The organism is Microvirga vignae, from assembly GCF_001017175.1.
GTDB classification, from domain to species: domain Bacteria; phylum Pseudomonadota; class Alphaproteobacteria; order Rhizobiales; family Beijerinckiaceae; genus Microvirga; species Microvirga vignae.
The window spans coordinates 65,941-92,929 of the sequence record NZ_LCYG01000042.1; the positions used below are offsets into that span (position 1 = coordinate 65,941).

At 61.7% G+C, this 26,989-nt stretch carries 24 protein-coding genes and 2 pseudogenes; 12 read left to right on the forward strand and 14 right to left on the reverse strand.

Annotated features, from left to right (window positions below):
• Window positions 1-157 precede the first annotated feature (157 nt).
• The gene (locus tag AA309_RS16305) at window positions 158-1,024 is read right to left on the reverse strand and encodes a DUF3108 domain-containing protein (protein WP_047190075.1); all 867 of its coding nucleotides are present in this window, start codon (window positions 1,022-1,024) and stop codon (window positions 158-160) included.
• A 244-nt stretch (window positions 1,025-1,268) separates the two neighbouring features.
• Between AA309_RS16305 and rpmB the strand changes: the two genes are divergently transcribed.
• Window positions 1,269-1,559: a 50S ribosomal protein L28 gene (rpmB, locus tag AA309_RS16310; protein ID WP_047190249.1), complete on the forward strand. Its 291-nt coding sequence runs from the start codon at window positions 1,269-1,271 to the stop codon at window positions 1,557-1,559.
• A 95-nt stretch (window positions 1,560-1,654) separates the two neighbouring features.
• Window positions 1,655-2,287, forward strand: a complete 633-nt coding sequence (locus AA309_RS16315; RefSeq protein WP_047190076.1) for a queuosine precursor transporter — start codon at window positions 1,655-1,657, stop codon at window positions 2,285-2,287.
• A 27-nt stretch (window positions 2,288-2,314) separates the two neighbouring features.
• Here AA309_RS16315 and AA309_RS16320 read toward each other — a convergent pair whose 3' ends face one another.
• The 8 genes from AA309_RS16320 to AA309_RS16355 form a co-directional block, all read right to left on the reverse strand.
• Window positions 2,315-3,064, reverse strand: a complete 750-nt coding sequence (locus tag AA309_RS16320) for a proteasome-type protease (RefSeq protein WP_047190250.1) — start codon at window positions 3,062-3,064, stop codon at window positions 2,315-2,317.
• A gap of 51 nt (window positions 3,065-3,115) precedes the next feature.
• Window positions 3,116-3,934, reverse strand: a complete 819-nt coding sequence (locus AA309_RS16325) for a transglutaminase family protein (protein ID WP_047190077.1) — start codon at window positions 3,932-3,934, stop codon at window positions 3,116-3,118.
• Between the two features lie 15 nt (window positions 3,935-3,949).
• The gene (locus tag AA309_RS16330; RefSeq protein WP_047190078.1) at window positions 3,950-4,894 is read right to left on the reverse strand and encodes an alpha-E domain-containing protein; all 945 of its coding nucleotides are present in this window, start codon (window positions 4,892-4,894) and stop codon (window positions 3,950-3,952) included.
• A gap of 16 nt (window positions 4,895-4,910) precedes the next feature.
• The gene (locus tag AA309_RS16335; protein ID WP_084731329.1) at window positions 4,911-6,308 is read right to left on the reverse strand and encodes a circularly permuted type 2 ATP-grasp protein; all 1,398 of its coding nucleotides are present in this window, start codon (window positions 6,306-6,308) and stop codon (window positions 4,911-4,913) included.
• A gap of 200 nt (window positions 6,309-6,508) precedes the next feature.
• Window positions 6,509-7,516, reverse strand: coding sequence for an esterase-like activity of phytase family protein (locus AA309_RS16340; protein WP_047190080.1), 1,008 nt, complete (start codon window positions 7,514-7,516; stop codon window positions 6,509-6,511).
• A complete protein-coding gene (gene cobT / locus AA309_RS16345) occupies window positions 7,513-9,411 on the reverse strand; it encodes a cobaltochelatase subunit CobT (RefSeq protein WP_047190081.1) in 1,899 nt (632 codons plus the stop codon). The genes AA309_RS16340 and cobT overlap by 4 nt, the downstream gene beginning before the upstream one ends.
• Window positions 9,412-9,524: 113 nt before the next feature.
• Window positions 9,525-10,514 carry a cobaltochelatase subunit CobS gene (gene cobS / locus AA309_RS16350; RefSeq protein WP_047190082.1) on the reverse strand — a complete coding sequence of 330 codons (990 nt, stop codon included), beginning with the start codon at window positions 10,512-10,514 and terminating at the stop codon, window positions 9,525-9,527.
• A gap of 115 nt (window positions 10,515-10,629) precedes the next feature.
• Window positions 10,630-11,259 carry a J domain-containing protein gene (locus tag AA309_RS16355; RefSeq protein WP_047190083.1) on the reverse strand — a complete coding sequence of 210 codons (630 nt, stop codon included), beginning with the start codon at window positions 11,257-11,259 and terminating at the stop codon, window positions 10,630-10,632.
• Between the two features lie 89 nt (window positions 11,260-11,348).
• On the opposite strand from AA309_RS16355, the gene AA309_RS16360 reads away from it, so the two are divergent.
• On the forward strand, window positions 11,349-11,615 hold the full coding sequence (locus AA309_RS16360; protein ID WP_047190084.1) for a BolA family protein: 267 nt from the start codon (window positions 11,349-11,351) through the stop codon (window positions 11,613-11,615).
• Between the two features lie 22 nt (window positions 11,616-11,637).
• On the opposite strand, the gene AA309_RS16365 is transcribed toward AA309_RS16360, so the two are convergent.
• On the reverse strand, window positions 11,638-12,804 hold the full coding sequence (locus AA309_RS16365; RefSeq protein WP_047190085.1) for an acetyl-CoA acetyltransferase: 1,167 nt from the start codon (window positions 12,802-12,804) through the stop codon (window positions 11,638-11,640).
• Between the two features lie 163 nt (window positions 12,805-12,967).
• Between AA309_RS16365 and AA309_RS16370 the strand changes: the two genes are divergently transcribed.
• From AA309_RS16370 to AA309_RS16390, 5 genes are all read left to right on the forward strand, one after another.
• Window positions 12,968-13,546 (forward strand): LOG family protein, encoded by a 579-nt coding sequence (locus AA309_RS16370; protein ID WP_047190086.1) that lies wholly within the window; start codon window positions 12,968-12,970, stop codon window positions 13,544-13,546.
• An 8-nt stretch (window positions 13,547-13,554) separates the two neighbouring features.
• Window positions 13,555-13,938: an NUDIX hydrolase gene (locus AA309_RS16375; protein WP_244470383.1), complete on the forward strand. Its 384-nt coding sequence runs from the start codon at window positions 13,555-13,557 to the stop codon at window positions 13,936-13,938.
• Between the two features lie 453 nt (window positions 13,939-14,391).
• Entirely contained in the window at window positions 14,392-15,750 is a 1,359-nt protein-coding gene (locus tag AA309_RS16380; protein ID WP_047190087.1) for a D-alanyl-D-alanine carboxypeptidase family protein, read from the forward strand.
• Window positions 15,751-15,975: 225 nt separating this feature from the next.
• Complete coding sequence (locus AA309_RS16385; protein ID WP_047190088.1) at window positions 15,976-16,881, forward strand: DMT family transporter; 906 nt, start codon at window positions 15,976-15,978, stop codon at window positions 16,879-16,881.
• A 6-nt stretch (window positions 16,882-16,887) separates the two neighbouring features.
• Entirely contained in the window at window positions 16,888-18,036 is a 1,149-nt protein-coding gene (locus AA309_RS16390) for a CobW family GTP-binding protein (protein ID WP_047190089.1), read from the forward strand.
• Here the strand turns inward: AA309_RS16390 and AA309_RS16395 are convergent.
• The 3 genes from AA309_RS16395 to AA309_RS16405 all read right to left on the reverse strand — a co-directional run bounded on the left by AA309_RS16395 (window position 18,033) and on the right by AA309_RS16405 (window position 20,702).
• The gene (locus tag AA309_RS16395) at window positions 18,033-18,800 is read right to left on the reverse strand and encodes an ABC transporter permease (RefSeq protein WP_047190090.1); all 768 of its coding nucleotides are present in this window, start codon (window positions 18,798-18,800) and stop codon (window positions 18,033-18,035) included. The genes AA309_RS16390 and AA309_RS16395 overlap by 4 nt on opposite strands.
• A 7-nt stretch (window positions 18,801-18,807) precedes the next feature.
• Complete coding sequence (locus AA309_RS16400) at window positions 18,808-19,599, reverse strand: ABC transporter ATP-binding protein (RefSeq protein ID WP_047190091.1); 792 nt, start codon at window positions 19,597-19,599, stop codon at window positions 18,808-18,810.
• A 65-nt stretch (window positions 19,600-19,664) separates the two neighbouring features.
• On the reverse strand, window positions 19,665-20,702 hold the full coding sequence (locus tag AA309_RS16405) for an ABC transporter substrate-binding protein (protein WP_047190092.1): 1,038 nt from the start codon (window positions 20,700-20,702) through the stop codon (window positions 19,665-19,667).
• A gap of 296 nt (window positions 20,703-20,998) precedes the next feature.
• Here AA309_RS16405 and AA309_RS16410 point away from each other — a divergent pair.
• From AA309_RS16410 to AA309_RS16415, 3 genes and pseudogenes are all read left to right on the forward strand, one after another.
• Window positions 20,999-21,765: pseudogene (locus tag AA309_RS16410) on the forward strand (TerC/Alx family metal homeostasis membrane protein); the annotation flags it as partial.
• A 2-nt stretch (window positions 21,766-21,767) separates the two neighbouring features.
• Window positions 21,768-21,974, forward strand: a pseudogene (locus AA309_RS36525) (TerC family protein); the annotation flags it as partial.
• 211 nt (window positions 21,975-22,185) lie between these two features.
• Window positions 22,186-23,181: a TerC family protein gene (locus AA309_RS16415; protein WP_047190093.1), complete on the forward strand. Its 996-nt coding sequence runs from the start codon at window positions 22,186-22,188 to the stop codon at window positions 23,179-23,181.
• Between the two features lie 22 nt (window positions 23,182-23,203).
• On the opposite strand, the gene AA309_RS16420 is transcribed toward AA309_RS16415, so the two are convergent.
• Complete coding sequence (locus tag AA309_RS16420) at window positions 23,204-23,665, reverse strand: Lrp/AsnC ligand binding domain-containing protein (protein WP_047190094.1); 462 nt, start codon at window positions 23,663-23,665, stop codon at window positions 23,204-23,206.
• Window positions 23,666-23,778: 113 nt separating this feature from the next.
• Between AA309_RS16420 and putA the strand changes: the two genes are divergently transcribed.
• On the forward strand, window positions 23,779-26,877 hold the full coding sequence (gene putA / locus AA309_RS16425) for a bifunctional proline dehydrogenase/L-glutamate gamma-semialdehyde dehydrogenase PutA (protein ID WP_047190095.1): 3,099 nt from the start codon (window positions 23,779-23,781) through the stop codon (window positions 26,875-26,877).
• Window positions 26,878-26,989: the final 112 nt, after the last annotated feature.

Sequence of the window (26,989 nt, forward strand, 5' to 3'; positions counted from 1 at the left end):
GGTGAGAGGGACGAGACGCCCCCGCATCGACCGATGCAGGCAGCCTTCTCACAAAACGGGCCTGGCCCAAAGGTCCGGCAGCAGGCTCTCTCTTATATGGGACCTCGGGCCGGTTTCGCTACCGCAAACCAAAGAATTCTCCAGGGATTTTGAGGGCTTATTGCCCGGCCCCGGCTTTGATGGGGTCCCTCCCCTTGATCGTGGGCTTGGCCGCGGTCGCCTTAGCCTCGCCCTCCACCGACCAGCTTGCCGCCTCAAGCTCACCCATGCCGATCATCGTGCGCACGGCAACCTTGATCGGGAAGAGCACGCGCGCACCCTCCACGGGTGCCAGCCACACGTTAATGTCCTTGTTCTCCTGCATGAACTTGATGGCAGTCCGTTGCGGACGATGGCCGGAGATCGGCACCCAGCGGGCATTGCAGACGAGGACGGGGCCCGAATAACCCGGCACCTCGACATTCTTCGTTCCCGCATAGGAGAGCACGATGTTCTGGCGCGCGGTGCCATCGAAAACCGGGATCGTGCGATTGCAATTGGCCTGATCGGTGAGGCTTTTTGACGCCACGGCCGGCATGATGAGGGCGCTCAAGGGATCGATGACCCCTTTCTTGTCGGCCTCCTTCACCGGCACCCGGTCTTCCTTCGGCTCCAGGGGCGGCACGATTTCGGCTTTGACGACGTTGCCGTCGTCAAGCGCCATGCGCACGGTGCGCTGCTCGCCGGAGGATTTGGAGGTGACGGCAAAGTCCTGGGGCTGAAGCTGGGATCCGGCAATCATACCGGAGGCCGTGCCCGCACCCTTGCCGCCTGTGATCATCTTCACGAGACCGGAGAGCTTCACGCTGCCCTGCATCTCATATTTCGGGCCTTTGAAGGTGGAGGACAGGTCAGCCTTCCCCAACGGCAGGCCAGCCAAGGAGAGATTATAGTTCACCTTGAGCGTCTGGGCGGCCTGGGCCTGAGCCTGGGAGCCGAGGGCAGCCAAGCTGAAGGTTAACAGAGCTGGAGCGATGAAGCGCATTGAGTTTTCTTGGACCTGTCCCGTTAGTCTATTCTGTTGCGTCGCATAGGAATCCGAATAAATCATGACCGTGCCAGCGCAAAAAAACGAGTTGCGCTGTCGCACTATTCTTGACGCGGGCCCCTTTTTCAGCCTATAGCCCTGCACCTTCCAAGGACTTCTGGTGTCCGGCCGCGCGGGATCTGCGTTGAAGCAAACCCGCGAAATCGAAGCCGCGACCCTTTATGACGATAGGATTGAACCCATGTCGCGCCGTTGCGAACTGACCGGCAAGGCCGTGCTGAGTGGCCATCTGGTGAGCCACTCGAACCGCAAGACGAAGCGGAAGTTCCTGCCGAACCTCTGCAACGTCACGCTCCAGTCTGAGACCCTGCAGCGCTCCGTGCGCCTGCGCGTTTCCGCCCATGCTCTGCGTTCCGTCGAGCATCGCGGTGGCCTCGACGCCTTCCTTGCGAAGGCCTCGGCTGACGAGTTGTCCACCACCGCCCTCGCTGTAAAGCGTGAGATCGAGAAGAAGCTCGCCGCTGCGAGCTAATTCGATTTCACCACGTTTTCTACGCTGCGGGCGGCCATAAGGCCGCCCGTTTTGCGTTGCCCCAATGGCTTAGCTGCTTTTCAGGAAGGCGGATCATGACCAAGACCGAGCACCGCGACTTCCTCATTGCGCTCACCGCAATGACCCTCGTTGTCCTCTCGTCGAATATTCTGGTTCAGTATCCCTTCCAGCATCTGGGGCTGGGCGACTATCTGACCTGGGGCGCCTTCAGCTATCCTTTTGCCTTCCTCGTTACCGACTTGTCGAATCGCCGCTTCGGCCCCAAGGGTGCGCGCCGGGTTGTCTATGCCGGCTTCATGCTGGCCGTGCTGCTGTCCGTCTATTTCGCCACGCCGCGCATCGCGATGGCTTCCGGCGCAGCCTTCCTCGTGGCGCAGCTTCTCGACATCCAGATCTTCACGCGTCTTCGCGGCCATGCCTGGTGGATGCCGCCCTTCGTGTCGTCGGTGATCTCGTCGGGCCTCGATACGGCGATCTTCTTCTCGTTCGCCTTCTATTGCGGCGCCGTCCCAGGCCTCGGCGTCACAATCACCGATGTTCTGGTACAAGCAGGCATCGCGGATGAATGCATCGCTCTGCCGTGGGTGAATCTGGCGATCGCCGACTATCTGGTGAAGCTCGCACTCGCCGCCATCGCGATCGCTCCCTACGGCGCGATCCTGAGGCTCATTCGCTACGAGGCGAAGCACCATCATCAGACTGCCTGATCAGGCAGTCCCCCTCTCGTGATCCGATCAGAGAACCTTGTCCGCGTAAGGCGGATGGGGAATGGCCTGGTGGGCCGCGCGCAGCGCTGCTGACCAGCGCTCGCGCAGATCGCGGAAGTAAGGTTCGTCTTCCTGGATGCGGTAGGTGATCTGCGCTTTCAGCGCATCGCGCTTGGCCACCACGATATCGATGGGAAGGCCGACGCCGAGATTGGATTTGAGCGTTGAATCCATCGAGATGAGACCGAGCTTCAGGGCCTCTACGAGTTCCGTGGTGTGGGAGATCGCGCGGTCGAGGATGGGCTTGCCGTATTTCGGCTCGCCAATTTGCAGGAAAGGCGTGTCGAGGGTCGCCTCGATGGCATTCCCCGCCGAATAGACCTGATAAAGGCGCATCTGCCCCTTCCCGATCTGTCCGCCGAGCAGCATGGTGACGTCGAAGGTCATGTTGCGCTTTTCCATCTCGACGCCGTCGATGGCATAGACCTGGCGAATCGCACGGCCGACAAGCTGGGCGGCTTTGAACATGCTGGGCACATTCATCAGCGTCTCGATCTCGCCCGTTTCCGGGTTCTCAACGCCGTCCGATAGAAGCGACATGACCGACTGGCTGACGGAAAGATTGCCGGCAGTGGCGAGCGTCACCAGTCGCCCTCCGGGCTTCTCGAACAGATGCAGCTTTCGGAAGGTTGCGATGTTGTCGACGCCCGCATTGGTGCGCGTATCTGCGATCATCACGAGGCCATCGCGCACGAGGATGCCAACGCAATAGGTCATGGGAGCTCCTCCGGGTGCCTTTTGATCGAGCTGCGGTTTTAAGGCCATCCTTTAAGCCTGTGCTTGACGGGCGCTCTCGATCCTCAAACGAACGTCGAGCGCTTCACGGGAGATCCCGTAATAGCTGCCTCTGACGGGAGCTGCATCAAGATAATCGAGGCCCGTGGCGAGCCGGACGTAGTGTTCCGTAGCGGAAACGCCATTCGCTGGATCGAAGCTCACCCAGCCGAGATCGGGGATGAAGGCCTCCGCCCAGGCATGGCCTGCCTCCTGCTGGGGCTCTCCGGCCTGATGGAGATAGCCCGAGACGTAGCGTGCAGGGATTTTCAAGAACCGAGCGGCGGCCAGAAAAACATGTGCAAAATCCTGGCAGACTCCATGCCCCGCTGTGAATGCCTCCGTCGCTGTGGTGGCGGAATGGGTCGCAGCCGTATCGAAACGCAGATGTCGATGAATGGCATTGTTCAGCGCATGAGCCTGGTCGAGCGGACTGGAGGAGAAACCTGTCACAGTTTGCGCAAACTCGCGAATGGCTGCGCTGTCGCGACTGAGCGGCGTCTGTCTCAAGTAAAACAGCTCAGGAAAGCGCTCGACACCCCCGCGAATAATGCCCGCCGTATCGGCGGTTTCGATTTCGCCTGAAACGCGCAAGGTGATCTGCTCGACAGGTCCTGCCACAAAGAGGCTGTGCGCGATATTGCCGTACCAATCCTGGCGCCGCAGGAGCTTGGCCTCACAGTCGACATCGATATTCCATGACAGGACGGTTTGTCCCTCGTGGCCGCGCGGCGTGAGGCGCAGAAGCTGGATCGCGGATTTCGCAGGCTCGCTGTAGCGATAGATCGTCTCATGTGTGATGCGGATGCGCATGGTCGGATCCTTGGGTCAGCCCAGATATTGCTGCGTGATGGCAAGACCGAGCCGATTGTTCTCAGCGAGAAACTCGTGCAGGAACTCGTGCAGTCCATGTTGAAAGATGTCTTCGATGTTCCGGTTCACCAGCCGGGCGTGGATGGAACGCGCCTGACGTTGCGCACTGCCGGACAGACCATAGCGATGTGCAATGTCATCGAGATGACGGGAAAGCGCGCCGTAGCAGGCCGCAAGCGAGCGCGGCATCTCCTCTCGCAGGATCAGCAGATCCGCAACGAGCCAGGGCCGCAGGTTCTGGTGATAGACCCATTGGTAGCTCACCAGCGCCGAGACCGAGCGCAGAATGGCGGCCCATTGGTAGTAATCGATGCCGCCGCCCACCTCCGCATCCTGAGGCAACAGCACGTGATACTTCACATCGAGCACGCGCGCGGTGTTGTCAGCGCGTTCGATATAGACGCCGAGACGTGAGAACCAATAGGCATCGTTACGCAGCATGGTCCGCATGGCGGAACCGTCGTAGCGAAGCGAGGCCTCCTTCACGAGATTGAGGAAGCGCGGCAGCTCCTCGACATCGATCTTCTTCGTGCTGTAGCGACGCAGGTCGAGCCAGGCGGAGTTGATCGCCTCCCACATTTCGGAGGTGAGCGCAGAGCGGACCGAGCGGGCGTTCTGCCGCGCCGTGTTGAAGCAACTCTGAATGCTCGATGGGTTCTCCTCGGAGAAAGCGAGAAACTCGATCACGCGCTCGGGTGTAACCTCACCGTTGAGAGCACGGAACTGGTCGATGCCACATGCCGTGATAAGGGCAGATTCCCACTCGTTCGTATCGGCTTCACTGTATGAAATCGGCATCGAGGCCATGCGGTAGGCGACGTCGAGAATACGTGCGGTATTCTCGGCACGCTCCACATAGCGGGAGAGCCAATAGAGGCTGTCTGCATCACGGCTCAGCACGGCAACCGCTCCCCGCTCATTCGCTCAAAACCCAGGTATCTTTCGTCCCACCGCCCTGGCTTGAGTTCACAACGAGCGAACCTTCGGTCAGGGCGACACGCGTCAAACCGCCCGGCACGAGCCTCACGCCATCGCGCCCGCTCAGGACGAAGGGCCGCAGATCCACATGGCGAGGGGCCAGGCCCTTCTCCGTGAAGATGGGGCTCGTGGAGAGAGCGAGCGTCGGCTGCGCGATATAATTGTCGGGTGCAGCCAGGATGCGGGTGCGAAAATGTTCGCGCGCCTCCGCTGTCGAATGCGGCCCAACGAGCATCCCGTAGCCGCCCGATCCGTTGACCTCCTTCACGACGAGTTCGTGCAGATGGTCGAGCACATAAGAAAGAGCTTCTTTCTCGCGACAGCGCCATGTGGGCACGTTCTTGAGGATCGGCTCCTCGCCCATGTAGAAGCGTACAATATCGGGCACGTAGCTGTACATCGCCTTGTCGTCGGCGACGCCTGTCCCTGGTGCATTGGCGATGGCGACATGGCCTGCGCGATAAGCCGCGATCAATCCCGGAACGCCAAGCGCGGAATCGGAGCGGAATACCAGCGGATCGAGGAAGTCGTCGTCGATGCGACTGTAGATGACATCAACACGTTTCAGCCCCTCGGTGGTGCGCATATAGACAACCTCATCACGCACGAAGAGATCGCGGCCCTCCACCAGCTCGACGCCCATCCGGTCGGCGAGGAAGCTGTGTTCGTAATAGGCAGAATTGAGAGAGCCCGGCGTGAGCAGAACCACCGTCGGCTCCCGCGGGCTGCTCGCCGGCGCGACGGATTTGAGCGTTCCGAGCAACTCGTCCACGTAGTTCTCGATGGGACGGATGCGCTGCTTCGCCACGAGATCGGGGAACAAACGCATCATCACCTCGCGGTTCTCCAGCATGTAGGAGACGCCGGAAGGCGTGCGCAGATTGTCCTCGAGCACGTAGAAATCCTTGTTGTCGACGCGTACGATGTCGACGCCGGCCACCTGCACGTAGATGTCGCTGTTGAGCGACAGCCCGTGCATCTGCGGTCGGTAATAGGGATTAAGATAGACAAGCTCCGGCGGAACGATGCCAGCGCGCAGAATTTCGCGCGGTCCGTAGATGTCTTTCAGAAAGAGGTTGAGCGCCTTGACCCGCTGCTCGAGTCCTCGCGAAAGATGCGCCCATTCAGGCCCTGAAAGAATGCGCGGAATGATGTCGAACGGGATCAGTCGTTCTTCGGCTTCCGTGTTGCCGTAGACTGCGAAGGTGATGCCGACCCGGCGGAAGAAGAGCTCCGCCTCCTCGCGGCGATGCTCCAGGAGCTGTGGCGGCGCGGATGCCAGCCACTCTTGGAGCACCCGATAGGCCGCCCGGCTCTCGCCATCATGGCCGTTCATCTCATCGAAGATCACTTGAGCCGTCACAGGGTCCGCCGCCTCCTGATTGGACAGGCGGCGCAATAATGTGCGTCACTTCCATCCATCAAAAGGTTAGTTGCCTCAATCGAAGCACGGCAAGGGAAAGGTGAAGCCAGGAAGGGGCAGGAAGTGATGAAAAAAAGCACAACTGCCTAAACAGAAGGCAGGCGCACTGCGTGTCACGCTACGAGGGAGAACTCCAGCAACAGGGTTCGTTGGAGGTTTGCGTTGAAGTTGTTGTCGGAGATCAGAGTGACGATGATCTCGCGTCCCTCGTGGTGAACGGCGAGACCTTCCATGTTGTCGATCTGGTGCGAGGCTTCGCTCTCATAGATTGTCCCGCCATCAACGCTCGCGCCTGCCTTGATGGCGGAAGAAGCCACGCGGCGCAGGCGGCATCCAAATCCGCCGAACAGCGAGAAGCGGCGTTCAAGGATGATCGCATCGCCCGTGTCGAGAAACGCCAGATCCGTGACGTCATAGCCGTCCCGGCCCACCATCTCGAAAGCGCCCTGCCTGGGACCGGTGAGGATGAAGCCCCTCCCCCCTTCCGCGATGCCGACGAGAGCGCCGGCGAGCGTCGAGCGCTGCGGCGCAAGGGCAAGCGCCTCAAGCCCTCCATTGCTCGACAGATCCTTCAGCTCCTTCGGTACCGTAATCGGAACGCCTTCAATAAGAGAGCCCTCCCGGTCGCGCTCGTAGCGGATCACGGCGTGATTGCGCTCGACGCCCACGAAGGCCACGTCGCCGGAGATCGCGAGGCTCTCGGTGTCGTAGTAGCGGGAGCGGCGGGCAGGCTGTCCATTGTTCAGGAGCAGGGGTGCCATCACGGCATTGGACAACCCGGACAGGCGCCCGTCCGAAGTCTCGACGCGCGCCTTCAGCACCTGCGCATTGTCGGCGAGCGCCGCGATCTCCTGCCCCCTCGCAGAACGCCACAGGCCGGAGAACCCGCCGAAGGCGGACACATCCGATTTCAGGCTGAGACCGGAACGAAAGAGGAGAGATCCGAATTGCGTACGGTCAGGATCGGTTGCGGAGAGACGGCTGATCGGCTGAGCGGCGATAGAAATCCGTGTGGCGTTGCGAAACACCTGCGGGCGCTGCGCAAAGGCTGCGCCCGCTGCACCGACGGCGGTGAGAGCACCGCCGCCGATCAGAAGATTTCTTCGCGTAAAAAGCCTCACGCGTGAGCCCGGCGGCGGGGCGCTGCTCCGCGCGCGGGCAGCGCATTTTCTTCGAACAATTCCGCAAGCTTTTCCGTCATTACGCCGCCGAGTTCTTCCGCATCGACAATGGTCACGGCGCGACGGTAATAGCGCGTCACGTCATGGCCGATGCCGATGGCAATGAGCTCCACCGGCGAGCGCGTCTCGATCTCTTCGATGATGTAGCGCAGGTGCCGTTCGAGGTAATTGCCCGGATTGACCGAAAGCGTCGAATCGTCGACTGGCGCGCCATCGGAGATCACCATCAGGATGCGCCGCTGCTCGGGACGGCCGAGCAGACGCTTGTGCGCCCAATCGAGCGCCTCACCGTCGATGTTCTCCTTCAGCAGACCCTCGCGCATCATGAGGCCGAGGTTCTTGCGCGCACGCCGCCAGGGCGCATCCGCGGACTTGTAGATGATATGGCGAAGATCGTTGAGACGGCCGGGATTCGCAGGCTTGCCGTTCTGCAGCCACATCTCACGAGCCTGTCCGCCCTTCCACGCGCGGGTGGTGAAGCCGAGGATTTCCACCTTCACGCCGCAGCGCTCCAGCGTGCGCGCGAGAATATCGGCGCAGGTGGCGGCCACCGTGATCGGGCGTCCACGCATGGAGCCGGAATTGTCGAGCAGCAGCGTCACCACCGTGTCGCGGAAGTTGGTGTCCTGCTCCTGCTTGAAGCTCAAAGGCTGGAACGGATCCATGATGATGCGCGGCAGGCGTACCGGATCGAGCGTTCCCTCTTCGAGATCGAATTCCCAAGCGCGGTTCTGCTGCGCCATGAGGCGGCGTTGCAGGCGATTGGCAAGACGCCCCACCACGCCCTGGAGATGCGCGAGCTGCTTGTCCAGATAGGCGCGAAGGCGCGTCAGCTCGTCCGCATCGCAGAGATCTTCCGCATGGATGATCTCGTCGAACTTGGGCGTATAGGCCTTGTAGTCGGGCCCGCGCGCCTCGTTGGCGCGGGACGGCGGACGCCAGGATTCACCGGCCTCGTCGGAATCGGCTTCCTCCGCTTCCTCGGGCAGCTCGCCGGAAGGCCCATCGGCCTCCTCCGTCGCGCCGTCTTCCATCTCGTCGCTCGAATCCTCGCTGATCTCGACCTCGGCGCGATCGCCCTGGGATTCCTGCTCGGATTCACCCTCGCCCTGCTGCTCCTGCTGCTCGGCTTCGTTCTCTTCCTCGTTCTCCTCGTCTTCCTGTTCGAAGGCCGCATCGTCGGCCATATCGAGGGAGGAGAGCATCTCGCGGATACCGCGCGCGAAATCGCGCTGACTGTCGATGTTCTTCAACAAGCCGTCGAGGTCTCTTCCGGCGCGTTCCTCGATGAAGTCGCGCCAGAGATCGACGATCTTTTCCGCAGCATGAGGCGGCTTCTCGCCGGTCAGGCGCTCGCGCACCATCAGCGCCAGCGCATCCTCGATCGGTGCATCAGCGCGATCGGTGATCTCTTCGTATTTGCCACCACGATGATAGCGGTCTTCCAGCATCGCCGAGATGTTGGAGGAAATGCCTGCCATGCGGCGCGAGCCGATGGATTCCACGCGCGCCTGCTCGACCGCGTCGAAGACGGCGCGGGCAGCTTGACCTTCAGGCGCGAGCTTGCGGTGGAGGATGGCGTCGTGACAGGCGAGACGCAGGGCCATGGAATCCGCGTTGCCGCGCAGGATCGCCACGTCGTGCGATGTAAGCCTTCGCGGCGGTTCCGGCAGGCGGGCTTTGTCCTGGCCCATAAGCACCGGGCGGTCGGAGGCAAAGGCCACCTCGAGATCGGGCTTGCGGGCGATAGCCTTCATGGCGCCGGCGATGGAGCGCTTGAGCGGCTCTGCCGGCGCTTCCTTCTTCTCACCTGGCTTGCGGTTCGAGATGGACATCGCTTTCCTTCATCCGTCATCCCGGCCGGAGCATCGCGAAGAGCCGGGATCCCTAAAACCAGCGAAGCTCCCAAACGATCCCGGATCACGCAAGGCGCATCCGGGATGACACCTTACGACAGCACCATGTTCACGGCGCTTTCCGGCAGTTCCTTGCCGAAGGAGCGCTGATAGAACTCGGCCACGAGGGTGCGCTCCAGCTCGTCGCACTTGTTGAGGAAGGTGACGCGGAACGCGAAACCCGTGTCGCCGAAGATCTCGGCGTTCTCGGCCCAGGTGATCACCGTGCGCGGACTCATGACGGTGGAGAGATCCCCGTTCATGAAGGCGCTGCGGGTCAGATCCGCCACGCGCACCATCTTGTTGACGACATCGCGGCCCTCGGCGCTCTCCTGGTAGTGCTTCGCCTTGGAGAGGACGATGTCCACCTCCTTGTCGTGAGGCAGGTAGTTGAGCGTGGTCACGATCGACCAGCGGTCCATCTGGCCCTGGTTGATCTGCTGGGTGCCGTGATAGAGGCCGGACGTATCGCCGAGGCCCACCGTGTTGGCGGTGGCGAAGAGGCGGAAAGCCGGGTGAGGACGGATCACGCGCTTCTGGTCGAGAAGCGTGAGCTTGCCCGACTGCTCCAGCACGCGCTGGATCACGAACATCACGTCCGGGCGGCCGGCATCGTACTCGTCGAACACGAGGGCCACATTGTGCTGCAGTGCCCAGGGCAGAATGCCGTCCTGGAAGGCGGTGACCTGCTTGCCCTCCTGGAGCACGATAGCGTCCTTGCCGACGAGATCGATACGTGACACGTGGCTGTCCAGGTTCACGCGCACGCAGGGCCAGTTGAGGCGGGCGGCCACCTGCTCGATATGGGTCGACTTACCCGTGCCGTGATAGCCCGTGATCATCACGCGGCGATTACGCGCGAAGCCTGCCAGGATGGCAAGCGTCGTCTCCCGGTCGAACAGGTAATCCGGATCGAGATCGGGCACATGCTCTTCGGTCTGGGAGAAGGCCGGAACTTCCAGATCCGAGTCGATGCCGAAGACCTGTCGCACGGATACCTTCATATCCGGCAGTAGGGTCGTTGTATCGGTTTGTGCCGTCATAGGGGCCTCTCGATCGGATTGAGGGTTTTCAATACTTGCCATGGCTTCTTAAACTCCATGGCTGTGCGGTGCAATTTCCTAAACGCGGTAGAGGGCTGCATAAAACGGTGCCGTCTCAGCAGAGACCAGCGCTTTTGAGCGTATCATGCGCCTTGATGATGTCGCGCAGCCGCTCCTCGAAGGAGCGATCGCCGCCATTGGCGTCGGGATGGAAGCGCTTCACCAGGGCCTTGTACTGGGCCTTGATGGCGGGTCCGTCGGCGGTTTCGTCCAGCCCTAAGATGTCCAGGGCCCGGCGCACGGCCCCCGTATAACGGGGTCGCTTTGGCTCTGGGCTGGTCCTGCGGGTGCGGGTCTGGGTGAAGTCCTCGCCCCTCAAGATCCCTAAGGGATCGAAATAGGCCCAGTCGCGAGTTTCTTGGCTTTTCCCCTCGCCCTCGGCCTTGCCCGAGGTGTTCACGCCCATGGCCCAGGTTGGGCGATGGCCGATGATCGCGTCCTTCTGGTAGGCCGCGACAGCCGAATCGGACATGCCCGAGAAATAATTGTAGGATGCATTGTACTCGCGCACATGCTCCAGGCAGAAACGCCAGTACTGGCCCTCACGGTCCCGGCCTTTCGGCGCGCGATATTCGCCCGACGCCTTGCAGCCGGGATGCTCGCAGACGGGTCCCTTGACCTCCCGCGGCTCATCGGCGGAAGGCTTGATCCGGATACGGTCGAAAAGAGGCGAGTTGAGATCCATGATTCAAACATTATGAGCGGCATGAGGCCCTGAGCCAAGGCTTAAGAGCTTTTCGCCGCAGACCCATTCAAAAAGGTTTATCAAAGCGCATGACCCTGACCCGTTGGATCACGCAAACTCTGCAGGAGCGCCTGCACCCGTCCCAACTGACCGTCACAGACGAGTCGGAACAGCATCGCGGTCATGGCGGATGGAGGGAGGGGGGCGAAACTCACTTCAGGATATATATCGTATCTGAAGCCTTCGTCGGCAAGAGCAGGGTCGAGCGCCACCGCCTCGTCAACGAAGTGTTGAAGAACGCCTTCGACAGGGGCCTGCACGCCCTGGCCGTTCAGGCCAAGGCACCAGGGGAATAGGGGCAAAGAGATCTCGGGCGGCCTATTTGATCCGCTCGAGCACGCTCACGTAGTTCGCGACGGCCGCGCCGCCCATGTTGAAGATGCCGCCGAGCTTTGGGTTCTTCACCTGCATGCCGCCAGCGTCCTCGCAGAGCTGCATGGCCGAGAGCGCGTGCATGGACACGCCCGTGGCCCCGATGGGATGCCCTTTCGCCTTCAGGCCGCCCGAGGGGTTCACCGGCAGCTTACCGTCGCGATTCGTCCAGCCTTCCTTGACGGCGATCGAGCCCTGCCCGCGCGGCGTCAGGCCCATGGCCTCGTATTCGATAAGCTCGGCAATGGTGAAGCAGTCGTGAGTCTCGACGAAGGAGAGATCTGACAACCGGATACCGGCCTGATCCAGCGCCCGCCGCCACGCTTCCGTGCAGCCCTCGAACTGAACGATGTCGCGCTTCGACATGGGCAGAAAATCCTGCGCATGAGCGGTCGCGCGGAACGCCACGGCCCGGCGCATGCGCAACGCCGTCTCGGTATCCGTCAGCACGAGCGCGGCCGCGCCATCGGAAACGAGCGAGCAGTCGGTACGCTTGAGAGGGCCTGCCACAAAGGGATTCTTCTCGCTCTCGGCCCGGCAGAACTCGAACCCTAGGTCCTTGCGCATCTGCGCATAGGGATTGTCGACACCGTTCTTGTGGTTCTTGGCGGCGATGAGCGCCAGTGCATCCGATTGGTCGCCATAGCGCTGGAAATATTGGCCCGCGATCTTGCCGAACACGCCGGCAAAGCCTGCCGGCGTCTCGCCATCCTCAGGCACGTAGGAGCATTTGAGCAGGATGTTGCCGATCTCGGGACCAGGCGTGCGGGTCATCTGCTCGACGCCGACCACCAGCACCGTCCTGGCGCGCTTGGCTTCGATGGTCTTGATCGCCTGATGCACGGCCGCAGAGCCGGTGGCGCAGGCGTTCTCGACGCGGGTGGCCGGCTTGAAACGGAATTTGTCGCTTGTCTGGAAGACGAGGGAGGCCGTGAAATCCTGAGGCGAGAAACCGCCGTTGAAATGGCCAAGCACGACCTCGTCCACATCTTCCGCGCCGATACCCGCATGCTCCAGCGCCTCGTTGGCGACGCGGACGATGAGGCTTTCGACGGTTTCCGCGTCGAGCTTGCCGAAGGGGGTATGCGCCCAGCCGACGATGCAGGCAGTCATGGAGGTCTCCTCACAAAACTTCGTTGTTGGGCATAAGGTGGAATGCTTCTGAGGTTTCGGCAAGCCAGCCTTGGTCGAAGGCTTGAGCCCTGTCGATCAGCCCTTGAATTTGCCGCGGCTTAGGCCTCCATGGATGACCTGAACGAATCATCGGAAGTCCCCCATGCGCCTCTGCGTCTTCTGCGGCTCGAATGAGGGCCAGGATCCCGTCTACATGGAAGCCGCCCGTTTGCTGGGTGAAACCCTGGCACGAAACGGTATCGAGCTTGTCTATGGCGGCGCTTCGGTCGGGCTCATGGGGGCCGTGGCGGATGCTGTGCTTGGCAATGGCGGCCATGTGATCGGCGTGATGCCGCAGGCGCTCGTCGACAAGGAAATCGCGCACACAGGTTTGAGCGATCTGCGGGTCGTCGGCTCGATGCATGAGCGCAAGGCGCTTATGGCCGAACTCTCTGACGGCTTCATTGCCCTGCCGGGCGGTCTCGGCACCTTCGAGGAACTCTTCGAGGTCTGGACCTGGGCGCAGCTCGGCTATCACAGGAAGCCTTGCGCTCTGCTGAATGTCTCAGGGTTCTACGACAAGCTTGCGCACTTCCTCGACGATGTGGTGGAGCGCGGCTTCGTGAAAACCGTTCACCGTGCCATGCTGATCGTGAAAGACGAACCCGCCGCGTTGATCGACGCGATCCGCAGCTACGAGCCGCCGAAGGTCGAGAAGTGGATCAAGGCAGGTGAGCGTTGATTGAGATTGTGACAGCGCTCATTCGTGATGGGCATGGCCACGTGCTGCTCGTTCGCAAGCACGGCACCGGCAGCTTCATCCAGCCGGGCGGCAAACGCGAGGCGAACGAAAGCGACCTGACGACGCTCACCCGGGAAATCAGAGAAGAGCTCGGCTGCACCCTTGTTCCGGATTCAATCCAGCCTCTCGGCACCTTCGAGGCTCCGGCCGCCAATGAGCCAGGCAAGTGGGTGCGGGCCAGTGTCTACAAGGTCCGCGTGACAGGTCAGATTGCCTGCGGGGCTGAAATTGCCGAGCTCATCTGGGTGGATCCACGCAAACCGTGCGAGCGAAAACTTGCTCCGCTCACACGGGATGGGATCCTTCCGCTTGCCTTATCTCTGGAACAATAGGCCATGTCCTCTCCCACGCGCACAGCGCCACATTGCGGCCTGCCGTCATGTCGAAACGGAAGCCTGGATTGCTCGTTGAAGACTGCACGAACCAAGGAGCAGTATCGAACATGGAGAGAACGGCAGGTCAGTATTCCCGAGGCAGCTTTAACACATGCAGCCAGTCGAACTGTCCGTCCTCATCAGCTTTGATTTGTTATATTATTTTGATCACCTGCTGCACAATAATGAACAACTGTCCTGCAACCAATGGCCCCGCTTCGTTGTTCTTCAAAGCGAGCGGCTCTTGCCACTCTCTTGCCACGGAGTTCGGTACAAAGGGTAGACCGGGTTGCGATGAATAACCCGAACCTAGCCAAGGCTAAGGTTTGGGGCTAAAAATATAGCCCAGCTGGCAAGCGGGGCTTTTGGTTCCCCTCTCCGACCGTTGTACAAGTCAAGGAGTCGTTCCGTATGAACGTTAGCCGAGCCCTGCGCGTGACAGCCTTTGCCGTTGCTGCCCTCGTGAGCGGACAGGCTCTGGCCGCCAGCGGCCCTGCCCTCGTGGTCGAGGTTGAGTCCGGCCGCGTTCTGCATGCGGAGCGGGCAACCGATCCGTGGTATCCAGCCTCCATCACCAAGCTGATGACGGCTTACGTCGCCCTCGACAAGGTGAAGCGCGGCCAACTGAGCATGGATACCCTGCTGACGGTGACCGACAGCGCCGCCGCGCTGCCGCCGTCCAAGATGGGCTTCAAGCCGGGCACGCAGATCCGCCTCGACAACGCTCTCAAGATCATGCTGGTGAAGTCGGCGAACGATATCGCCGCGACGATTGCCGAGAGTATCGGCGGCTCCATCGATGGCTTCTCGACGCTCATGAATGCTCATGCCCAGCGGCTCGGCATGGCGAGCAGCCATTTCGCCAATCCGCACGGCCTGCCCGACGAGCGCAACCAGACCACTGCCCGCGACATGGCGATTCTAGCGCGCGCGCTCCTGAAGGATTTCCCTGAGTATCAGGATCTGTTCGATATCGGAGCCGTCCAGTTCGGCCGCCGCATCATGCGCAACACCAACGGCCTCATCGGCCGCTATCCGGGCGCCGACGGCATGAAGACCGGCTTCATCTGCTCGTCCGGCTTCAACGTGGTGGCCAGCGCCACCCGCGATGGACGCCACCTGATTACCGTCGTGCTCGGGGCACCTTCCGCCAACGAGCGCACCATGAAGGCTGCGGAACTCTTCGACCGCGGCTTCAACAGCAAGGTGAACTTCACCAACCCCGAGCTCGCGGCCCTGCCCGCTTCGGCCAGCACGACGCCGCCGGACATGCGCTCGGTGATCTGCGACCGTCGCGGCCCGATGCCTCAGGAAGAGGACGCCCCCGTGGTCGCCGAAGAGGATTCGAATATTCCGAACCTCTTCTCCTCCGAAGTGATGGCCTTTGCGGGAGACACCCAGAAGCCCGTGCGCACCGTACTCGGTCCCCGCACCGCCGTGCAGCCGGAACGCGTCTGGGTCGGCTTGAACCCGCCATCCGAGGCCGAACTCGCCGCTCAGGCCGCAGCGGAAGAGGCGGCTGAAAAAGCCCGCCTGAGCAAGAAGAAGGCGACGGCCTCCAAAAAGAAGGCCAGCAAGCAAGCCGCATCCAAGGATTCGGATGTGGCGCCGGTGATCGAGGAAGGCGACAAGACGAAGGGCAAAGGCCGCGTGAGCGTCACCGTCAAGCCGGTGAGCGGTGACACCAAGGCCACCAATCAGAAGCCTGCCGCCAAGCCAAAGGCTCAGAAGGCAGACGCCGCGTCGAAAGCCAAATCGGCAACGAACTGACCTTATCCATCGTATTATGAACGCCCGGTCCCGAGCCGGGCGTTTTGCTTCTAGAGCATCGTGCAGAAAAGTGGCCCGGTTTTCCGCGTCTAACGATGCGCTCTTCTATAAAGGGGGCATCGGACCCAAAAGTGCAAATCCACTTTTCTCGTCCGATGCTCTGCCCCCTTGCATTCGCCCCCGATCCGCGCGAACGGTGCGCGTCTTACATAAGTCTCACCCGAAATGACGCGCTCTTCCCACGGCTCCGGCCTTCTCCTCGCCATCGGTTCCGCCAGCTGCTACGGCTTCAACATCGTCTTCGCGCGCATGGCATCCTTTGCCGGCGCCAGCGGCTCGGCCATCGTGGTCTACCGGGTGCTCCTGATGCTGGTGCTTGTGGCAGCCGTGGCGGCAATCGCGCGCCGGTCGCTCGCCATGGCGCGGGAGGAACGAGGAAAGCTTCTCCTGCTTGGCCTCTCCAGCGCTCTCCAGGGCATTTGCTATCTTTCGTCCGTCGCCTTCATACCAGTGACGGTCGCTGCGGTTGTGTTCTACACTTATCCCATCATCATCGTTCTCACGAGCCCGTTCGTGGAGAAGGCGCCACTGACGCCTGCCCTCATCGGTGTCGTCGCGATCGCGACCCTCGGCGTTGGCTTGGTGGTGGGACCGGCCTTTTCCGATCTCGACTGGCGCGGCCTCACTCTCGCCTTCGGCGCCAGCATCGCCACGGCGATCCAGTTCTTTACCGCAGCCCGCTGCACCAGGACAGGCGTGGTGGCGAAGGTGTTCTGGATTCAGCTGATCATACTGCCTACCTCGATCCTCATCAGCCTTGTCACGGGGCAGTTCGCACCGCCATCGATCCTCGCTCTTGCTCCCTTTGCGATGACCATGACCATCGGCGGCTACATCGCCGGGTTCGTGCTACAGTTCCTGGCGCTTGGGCGCATCTCGGCGGTCGCTGCCGGAATCATTTTCTGCACCGAGCCCGTGGTCGCATCCCTCACCTCGGCGCTGATCCTCAAAGAGGGGCTGTCTCCCCTACAGATCGCAGGTGGCGCTCTTGTGCTGGCCGCCATCATCACCAACGTTCTCCTGGAGCAGCGCCGCATGAAGAACACGGCCCTGGTTCCGATCGCGGATTGAAAAGCCATGACGAGTGCCCCGATGATTCCGCCTGCGCCGATCCCGCTGACGATCCTCACCGGCTTCCTCGGCGCCGGCAAGACTACCTTGCTCAACCGGATGCTGAAGAGCCCGGCGACGCAGGACACGGTCGTCATCATGAACGAGTTCGGAGAAGTCGGCCTCGATCACCTGCTGGTGGAGACCGTCGATGAAGGCATGGTGCTTCTGTCCGCCGGCTGTCTCTGCTGCACCGTTCGTGGCGACCTCATCGCTACGCTCGAGGATCTCCTGCGCAAGCGCGACAACAACCGCATCCTGCCCTTCAAGCGCGTGATCATCGAAACCACGGGCCTCGCGGATCCCGCTCCTATCCTCCATGCCGTCCTCTATCACCCGTATCTCTCCATGCGCTATGCCGTTGAAGGCGTGGTGACGGTGATCGATGCGGTGAACGGCTCTCGCACCCTCGACGCGCACCGCGAGGCCGTGAAGCAGGCAGCCGTCGCGGAGAGGATCGTCATCACAAAGGCTGATCTCGCTCAGGATCAGACGAGCCTTTCGGAACTGCAGGACCGACTGCGCCAGCTCAATCCGGGCGCTACGATCCTCAAGGCCGATGCGCCCGTCGAAGAGATCGTCGCAGGCGGCCTCTTCGATCTCGACGGCAAGATTGCCGATGTCGCCGAATGGCTCAAGACGGAAGCCGTAGAAGAGGCCGAGCGGGAGAGCCATGCGCACCAGCACGCGCATCACCACCATGGCCCTCACGACCACGACCATCATCACCATCACGACCTGAATCGGCACGACGAGCGCATCCGCGCCTTCTGCCTCACCAGCGATCAGCCGATCCGCCAGGGCACGCTGGACATGTTCCTCGACCTGCTTCGCTCATCGCAAGGCGCGAAGCTGTTGCGCGTGAAAGGGCTGGTCGCATTCGCCGAGGATCCGGAACATCCAGTGGTCATCCATGGCGTGCAGCACGTGATCCACGTGCCCGCCGTTCTGCCGCGCTGGCCAAGCGAGGATCGCCGCAGCCGCATCGTCTTCATCGTGGACGATCTGGAGCGTGAGACGGTGGAGAAGCTCTGGAATGCCTTCCTCGGAAATCCCGCCATCGACCAACCGGACGCGGCGGCGCTCTCCGACAACCCTCTGTCTTTGCGTCGCTAGGCTGCCATCTGGGAGCGCTGCGCCCAGCCGGTCATGGAGCGCTCCGCATAGGCAGTGATCGCATACATGATGACGCCGAGCACCGCGAGCACCACGAGAGCCGCCCAGACGAGCGGCACCTCGAAAGCAGCAGAGGCGCGGGTGAGCAGGTTACCGATACCGACATTGGACGCGTTCTGCTCACCGATGACGGAGCCCACGTAGGCGAGCGTGATCGCCACCTTCAACGAGCCGAAAAAGTACGGCATCGCACGCGGCACTCCGATCTTGAACACGATGTCCTTCTTGGAGGCGCCGAGCGCGCGCAACACGTCCTCCATCTCGGGCTCCACCGTGGCGATGCCGGTGGCGACATTCACCACGATCGGAAAGAACGAGATGAGGAAGGCCGTCAGCACCGGCGGCACCCAGCCGACGCCGAACCAGAACACGAGAATCGGTACCACGGCCACTTTCGGGATCGAGTTGAAGCCGACGAGAAGCGGGTAGCTCCCTGCATTGATGAGCCTCGATGAGCCCAGCAGCATGCCGAGGAGCAAGCCGAAGCCCACGGCAAGCCCGAAGCCTGCGAACGTCATCCAAAGCGTGTGCAGGGCGTGATAGGTCAGCTGGCTCCGGTATTCCCACACGGCGAGCAGGATCGTGGAGGGGGCGGGCAGGATGAAGCTAGAGATTTTGAATGCGCGGCAGACGAGCTCCCACAACAGGAAGAACCCGACAGTGAAAACCCAGGGTGCGGCGGCAAGTTGGTTCTTGGTTTTCATGAGAGTCTCACGCCGCCTTGCGCGCCTGCGCGATGTGACCGCGCAGTTCGTGAACGAGTTCGGAAAATTCCGGGGTGTAGGTGATCTCGAGATCGCGCGGACGCGGGAAGGTCACCTCACGCTCGGCCACGATGTGGCCGGGGCGCGCACTCATGCAGAAGACGCGATCCGCCAGAAACGCCGCCTCGCGTAGATCATGCGTGACGAGAATGATCGTGACCTTCCGTGCCGCATGCAGATCACGCATCACGCACCACAATTCCTCCCGAGTGAAGCTGTCGAGCGCCCCGAAAGGTTCGTCGAGCATCAGGAGCTTTGGCTCGTGGATGAGCGCACGGCAGAGGGAGGCGCGCTGCTGCATGCCGCCGGACAATTGCCAGGGATATTTATGACCTTGGCCCTTCAGACCTACCTGCTCCAAAAGGCCCTCAGCTTTTGCAACATACTCCGCCTTGTGCTTGCGCAGTCGCGAACGATGCGGCTCCACGATTTCGAGCGGCAGCAGGATGTTGTCGACGGTCGTGCGCCAGGGGAGCATGGTGGGGTTCTGAAACGCCATGCCCGCGAGCTTGACCGGCGCGCCTACCTCCTTGCCGTCCACGATCACCGTTCCCTCGCGAGGGAACTGCAATCCGGTAGCAAGTTTCATGAGCGTGGACTTACCGCAACCCGAGGGGCCGACGATGGCGGCGAACTCACCCTCGTTGATCCGGATAGTCAGATTCTGAACCGCCGGGACACCGTCCTCGGCGCGGGCATAGACATGAGTGACGTCGTGAATATCGACGAAGGGCTTCATGCAAAGAACTGCCTTCGAGAGGAATGAAAAGACCCGGTCACTGCTGCGACCGGGTCTTGAAAGTCTCAGTTGACTTTCCGCTGATCCGCAGCAGGCAGAAACTCCTCCGTGAACACGCTCTCCACGGTCGGCTTTTGCTTGTAGTTGAAGGTCAGTCCGATCTGATCGAGCGCCTTGGCGAAGCGCGTCTTGTCGATGCCACCGAAGCCGTTCTCCTTCACCCAGGGCGTGAGCATGTTCTGCTCCAGCACCATCTTGAGTCGCTCCAGCTCCACGTCCTTCTTGGCGACGTCGTTGCGCTTGACCACCGAATCCACCGCGCTCGACGGATCCTTCACTGTATCCTGCACGCCCTTCATGATCGCGCGCAGCAGGCCTTTCACGGCCTCCGGCTTCTCCTGTGCGAATTTATGCGAAACAATGATGGTGTTGCCATAGAGGTCCACGCCGTAATCGCTCATGAGCAGGACGACGATGTCATCCGCCGGAACGCCGCGCGACGTCAGATTGATGTAGGAGGACATGGAGAAGCCGAACACCGCGTCGACCTCGCCCTGTGCCAACATCGGCTCGCGAACGGGAAAACCCACGTTTTCGAACTTCATGCCCGCGTCATCGATCTTGTTGACGGCTTTGAAGATCGGCCATTGCGCATAGGCGCCGTCTGCCGCCGGCGCGCCGAACTTCTTCCCCTGCAGGCTGGACACCTCCTTGGAGATGCCGCGGCTCTTGCGCCCGATGATCGCGAAGGGCGGACGATCATACATCACCATCACGGCCTTGATGTCCGTGTCGGGGGTCTCATCGCGGAAACGCACGAGTGAGTTCACGTCGCCGAAGCCCGCGTCATAGGTGCCCGAAGCCACGCGGGAGATAGGCTCGCGGGAGCCCGCCGCAGGATCGATCGTGACATCGAGCCCCTCGGCCTTGAAGTAGCCCTTGTCGAGCGCCACGGCGAAGGGCGCCGCCGGGCCCTCCCAGCGCCAGTCGAGGGAAAACCGCACCGGGGTTTGCGCCTGGGCGGCGGCAGTACCGAGCAGCACCGCCGCGCCGGCCAGGATCCCCCCGATCCACCGCGTCTTTGTCGAACATCCTGACACCATCACCGTTACCTCTGCTTTATGGCCCAGCCTCTTGAACGAGCTGGAATGGCTTGAGTTGCCTTGTTGTTGACCATGCAAGCAGATCGGCGAGCAGGGTCAAGCCTGTAGCCCGAGCAAGCCTGCCCCGAAGACGCTCATCTGACGCAAAATTGAGCAGACCCTCCTTCGGCAGGAGCTCTTGACGCCTTTTCACCCTCTCACCATCTTGAGAGTCGTCGGCGACCGGGCCCCTCTGGCAGGTGGATGAACCCCTGTGATGTCGGAACCGATTTGGTTCAACAATGGGTTCGGTCAAAATGTTCGAAGTCCTGCTTTTAAGCTGGCTTGGCACTCCCGTGTGGATGTGGCTTGCCTTCCTCGGAATCGTCCTTGCTCTCCTCGTGCTCGATCTAGGCGTGCTTCACCGCAAGCACCATGAGATCGGCGTGCGCGAGAGCCTTGTCATGAGTGCCTTCTACATCACCCTGGGCATCGCCTTCGGCGGCTTTGTGTGGTGGTATCTCGGACCCGACGCTGGCATGAATTATCTCACCGGCTTTGCAGTCGAGAAGGCGCTGGCGATGGACAATGTGTTCGTCATCGCCATGATCTTTTCATTTTTCGCGGTACCACGCCTCTACCAGCACCGAGTGCTGTTCTGGGGCATTCTCGGCGTCATCGTCCTGCGCGCGCTCATGATTGGCTTCGGCGCCGCAGTGATCTCGCAGTTCTCCTGGGTTCTCTACATCTTCGCCGCGTTCCTGATCGGCACGGGTGTGAAGATGCTCATCTTTTCCGACACGGAGTATGACATCGCGAGGAACCCGGTGATCGGCTATATGCGTCGCCACTTCAACGTGACCGACGAACATCATGGCGAGCACTTCTTCGTGAAGAAGCCGCACCCGAAGACCGGCAAGCTTGTGTGGTTCATAACGCCGCTCTTCATGGCCCTGGTGCTCGTCGAGATCGCAGACATAATCTTCGCGGTGGATTCGGTTCCGGCAATCTTCGCCATCACCACGGATCCGTTCATCGTCTACACGTCGAACATCTTCGCGATCCTCGGCCTGCGTGCGCTCTANNCACCGCTTCCACTATCTCAAATATGCGCTGGCCTTCGTGCTGATCTTCATCGGCTCCAAGATCTTCGTGGCCGACATGCTGGGCCTCGCCAAGATCCCGGCTCCGATCTCTCTGGGCGTGACCTTCGCCATCCTCGCCGCAGGCGTAGGCTGGAGCCTCTGGAAGACACGGGATGAGACAGGCGAAGCGAAGCACGTTGCCAGCTGACAACCAGCATTACACAATATCGATGCCGGGAGGTTCGCATCCTTCCGGCATCGGAACGACTGCTAAGCCTTGCTCGATTCTAGGCTGCTCATCCTTGCAGCGCATGATCGGCGCTCCCACGTAAAATCTATCACTTACCGGGCCCACTTGGTGGAGACGGCTTGTCCACGATGTCGGACCTGGCGGGATTCAACATGAACGGGCTTAAGTCATGTTCGACATCCTGCTCATTGCTTGGCTCGGCAAGCCTCTCTGGATGTGGCTGGCTTTCTTCAGTCTTGTCGGATCGCTGCTTGTCTTCGATCTGGGCGTTCTCAACCGTAAAGATCACGCCATCGAGATCCGCGAGAGCCTCTATATGAGCGCTTTCTATATCGCGCTCGGCCTGCTCTTCGGCCTTTGGGTCTGGTGGTATCTCGGACCTGAGCCAGGCATCAATTACGTGACCGGCTTCGCCTTGGAGAAGGCGCTGGCGATGGACAATGTGTTCATCATCGCCCTCGTCTTTCGATATTTTGCCGTGCCGCGGCTTTACCAGCACCGTGTTCTGTTCTGGGGGATCGTGGGGGTCATCGTCCTGCGCGCATTGATGATCGGCTTCGGCATTGCCGCCATCTCCCATTTCTCATGGGTCCTCTATATCTTCGGGCTGTTTCTGATCGCCACGGGATTGAAGACGCTTTTCTTCGCGGAGCAGGTGAACGACATTGCCCGCAATCCCGTGCTGCACCTGATGCGCCGGCGTTTCAACGTTACAGACCAGCACTATGGCCGTCATTTTTTCGTGAAGCTGCCTCACCCCAAGACCGGGCAACCGACATGGTTCATGACGCCGATGTTTCTGGCGCTGGCGCTCATCGAGGGTGCCGACATCCTCTTTGCGGTGGATTCGGTTCCGGCAATCTTCGCCATCACCACGGATCCGTTCATCGTCTACACGTCGAACATCTTCGCGATCCTCGGCCTGCGTGCGCTCTACTTCACTCTCGCCGCGATGATCCACCGCTTCCACTATCTCAAATATGCCTTGGCGCTCGTGCTGATCTTCATCGGGGCAAAGATCTTCGTGGCGGAGGCTCTCGACATCGGCAAGATTCCACCCGCCATCTCGCTCGGCGTGACATTGACTATCTTGACCGCCGGCGTGCTGTGGAGCTTGTGGAAGACAGGAAAGGGCGGCACTCAGGGTGATGAGCTCTCCGTTTAACGCCCAAGCCTATCCCGCTTCCCTAGACCGGCAGGATCCCGTCGCTCTTGACTTCCTCCATCACTGCATAGGTGCGGGTTTCCTTGACGCCCGGGAGTGCCAGCAGGATCTCGCCGAGGAAGTGGCGGTAGGCAGCCATGTCGGCAACACGCGTTTTGACCAGGTAATCGAAGCCGCCCGCGACCATGTGGCATTCGAGAACTTCCGGAGCGCGCCTCACGGCTTCTGCGAATTTTTCAAAGACATCCGGCGTCGTCTTGTCGAGGGAGACCTCCACAAAGACCAAGAGTTCCAATCCCAGCCGGTGCGGGTCGAGCCGCGCTCCGAAGCCTGCGATGAACCCCTCCCGCTGCAGGCGCTTCACCCGGTCGCTGGTGGAGGTTGGGGAGAGGCCTACCTTCTCTGCCAAGTCCACGGTGGAAATCCTGCCATCCTGCTGCAGGAACTTCAGGATCTTCCGATCGATCCGGTCAATTTCCGTCATTTTCACGCCCGCTAAGCTTATCAACCTGAAATATTAAGGCATATCCCATAATATCGCCATCGAAACGCGGTATGAGAGCCCGTATATTCCCGGGAAATTCCCAGAGGAAACCCATGGCTCAGAATTTCAACGCCGCCCTGCCCTTCAACCCGCCCTTCGCCGAGGATGACAAGGCCATTGCCGCCCGTCTCCTGGCCAGTTCCCGCCTCTCGCCCGAGCGTGAGCGCCGCATCGACGAGCAGGCTGCCCGTCTGATCGAGGCGATCCGCGCCAAAGGCGGCGGCCTCGGCGGCGTCGAGGAGATGCTGCGCGAATATGCACTCTCCACCAAGGAGGGCCTCGCCCTCATGGTACTGGCGGAAGCACTTCTGCGCGTCCCGGATGCCGCCACCGCCGACAAGCTCATCGAGGACAAGCTCGGCCAAGCGGATTTCGCGCGCCACGAGGCCAAGTCCGACGCCTTCTTGGTCTCGGCCTCGGCGTGGGCGCTCGGCATCACCGCCCGCGTGATCCAGCCCGGTGAGACGCCGGAGAGCATTCTCGGCCAGCTCACGAAGCGCATCGGCCTCCCCGCCGTGCGCGCTGCCACCCGCCAGGCCATGCGCGTGATGGGCAACCACTTCGTGCTGGGTCAGACCATCGAGGAAGCGCTGAAGCGCGCCACCTCCTCGAAGGGCCGCGTCTATCGCTATTCCTTCGATATGCTGGGCGAAGGCGCCCGCACGGCGGACGACGCCCGCCGCTATTTCGAATCCTACTCCTCCGCCATCGACGCCATCGGCCGCTCCGCGGGAAATGAGCCTCTGCCGAACCGCCCCGGCATCTCGGTGAAGCTTTCCGCGCTGCATCCGCGCTATGAGGCGACAAGCCGTGAGCGAGTCATGCGCGAGCTTGTGCCGCTCGTCGTCGAGCTGGCGCAGAAGGCGAAGTCCTATGACCTCAATTTCACCATCGACGCGGAAGAGGCGGATCGTCTCGAACTGTCGCTCGAAGTGATCGAGGCCGTGATCGCCGATCCGTCACTGGCGGGTTGGAAGGGTTTCGGGCTCGCCATCCAGTCGTATCAGAAGCGCGCAGGCAGCGTGATCGACGCGATCGCCGCCATGGCCGAGCGCTATGACCGTCAGATGATGGTGCGTCTCGTGAAAGGCGCCTACTGGGATACGGAAGTGAAGCGCGCGCAGGAGCGTGGGCTCGACGATTATCCGGTATTCACCCGTAAGGCGATGACGGACCTGCATTACATGGCCTGCGCCGAGAAGATGCTCTCGCTTCGCCCGCGAATCTTCCCGCAATTTGCCACCCACAATGCACTGACCGTCGCCTCCATCCTCGAGCGCGCAGGCGGCACCGAGGGCTTCGAGTTCCAGCGGCTGCACGGCATGGGCGAAGCGCTTTACGCCCGCCTCCTCGAAGACAATCCGGGCCTTGGCTGCCGCGCCTATGCGCCTGTCGGCGGCCACCGCGACCTCCTTGCCTACCTCGTGCGTCGTCTTCTCGAGAACGGAGCGAATTCCTCCTTCGTGTCGGTTGCGGCCGACCCCAACGTTCCGGTGCAAGCCTTGCTGAAGCGTCCTGCCGACATCATCGTCTCCGAAACTCAGGCCCGTCATCCCAAACTCCCGCTGCCGCGCGATCTCTACGGCACCGAGCGCCCGAATTCTAAGGGCGTGGAGTTCGGTCATCAGGCTTCGCTCGATGCGCTGCTTGCCGAGATCAGGCAGGCGGCTTCGCAGACCTACCGCGCCGATCCGCTCCTCGACGGCAAGACTGCGTCCGGCGAGACGCGCCCGGTCGTCAGCCCTATCGACGGCACGACAGTTGCTGGCCAGGTGACGGAAGCCACGCCTGAGGTCGCCGACCGCGCCATGGCCTCCGCCCGCGCAGGCTTCGCCGCGTGGAGCCGCACGGATGTCGAGACCCGCGCGCAGGCGCTTGAGCGCGCAGCCGATCTGCTCGAAGAGCGCCGCGGCGCGCTGCTGCATCTCCTGCAGACGGAAGCGGGCAAGACGCTCGACGACGCACTCTCCGAAGTGCGCGAAGCGGTCGATTTCTGCCGCTACTACGCGGTGCAGGGCCGCACGCTCTTCGGCTCCGGCGAGCCGATGCCCGGCCCGACCGGCGAGAGCAACGTGCTGCGCCTTCGCGGACGCGGCGTATTCGTGGCGATCTCGCCCTGGAATTTCCCGCTCGCAATCTTCTTAGGGCAGGTGAGCGCTGCACTGATGGCCGGCAACACGGTTGTGGCAAAGCCCGCCGAGCAGACGCCGCTGATCGCCGACATGGCCGTGCGCATTCTCCACGAGGCCGGTGTCGGCAAGACGGCGCTGCACCTCGTTCCCGGTGATGGTCGCGTGGGCGCACGTCTCGTCGAGCACAAGGATGTGGCTGGTGTCGTCTTCACCGGCTCGACGGAGGTGGCGCGCATCATCAACCGCACACTGGCAGGCAAGGATGCTGCTATCGTTCCGCTGATCGCGGAAACCGGCGGAATCAACGCGATGATTGTCGATGCCACGGCGCTGCCTGAGCAGGTTGCCGACGACGTTGTCACCTCTGCGTTCCGTTCGGCGGGTCAGCGCTGCTCGGCACTGCGACTGCTCTGCGTGCAGGATGATGTTGCGGACCGCATGATCGAGATGATTGCAGGCAGCGCGCGCGAGCTGAAGCTCGGCGACCCCCGCGATGTATCGGTCCATATCGGCCCGGTCATCGACCGCGAGGCCAAGGACAAGCTGGACGCGCATGTTGGGGCGATGAAACGTCGGGCGAAGGTGCACTATGCCGGCACCGCGCCGGCGGCTGGCACCTATGTCGCGCCGCATATCTTCGAGCTCAACAAGCCGCATGATCTCGCCCAGGAAGTGTTTGGCCCCATCCTCCACGTGGTGCGCTACAAGGCGGATCGTCTCGAAGAGGTCATCCAAGCCATCGAGGGCACTGGCTATGGCCTCACGCTGGGCGTGCATTCGCGCATTGATGCCACGGTGAATCGGGTTGTCGAGGCTCTGTCGGTCGGCAACGTCTATGTGAACCGCAACATGATCGGCGCGGTGGTCGGCGTGCAGCCCTTCGGCGGTCACGGCCTCTCCGGCACCGGTCCGAAGGCTGGCGGCCCGCACTACCTCCTGCGGTTCGCCACCGAGCAGACGGTGACAATCAACACCGCTGCAGCCGGCGGCAACGCGAACCTGATCGCGATGGGTGAGTAAGGGCAGACGCTCTCGGTTCGCGGTGCTCTCTGACGCGTCATCCCCGGACTTGTTCCGGGGATCCACGCCTTAGTGGCGGAGTGGTTCCTGGCGCATCGTGTGGAACCGAAGG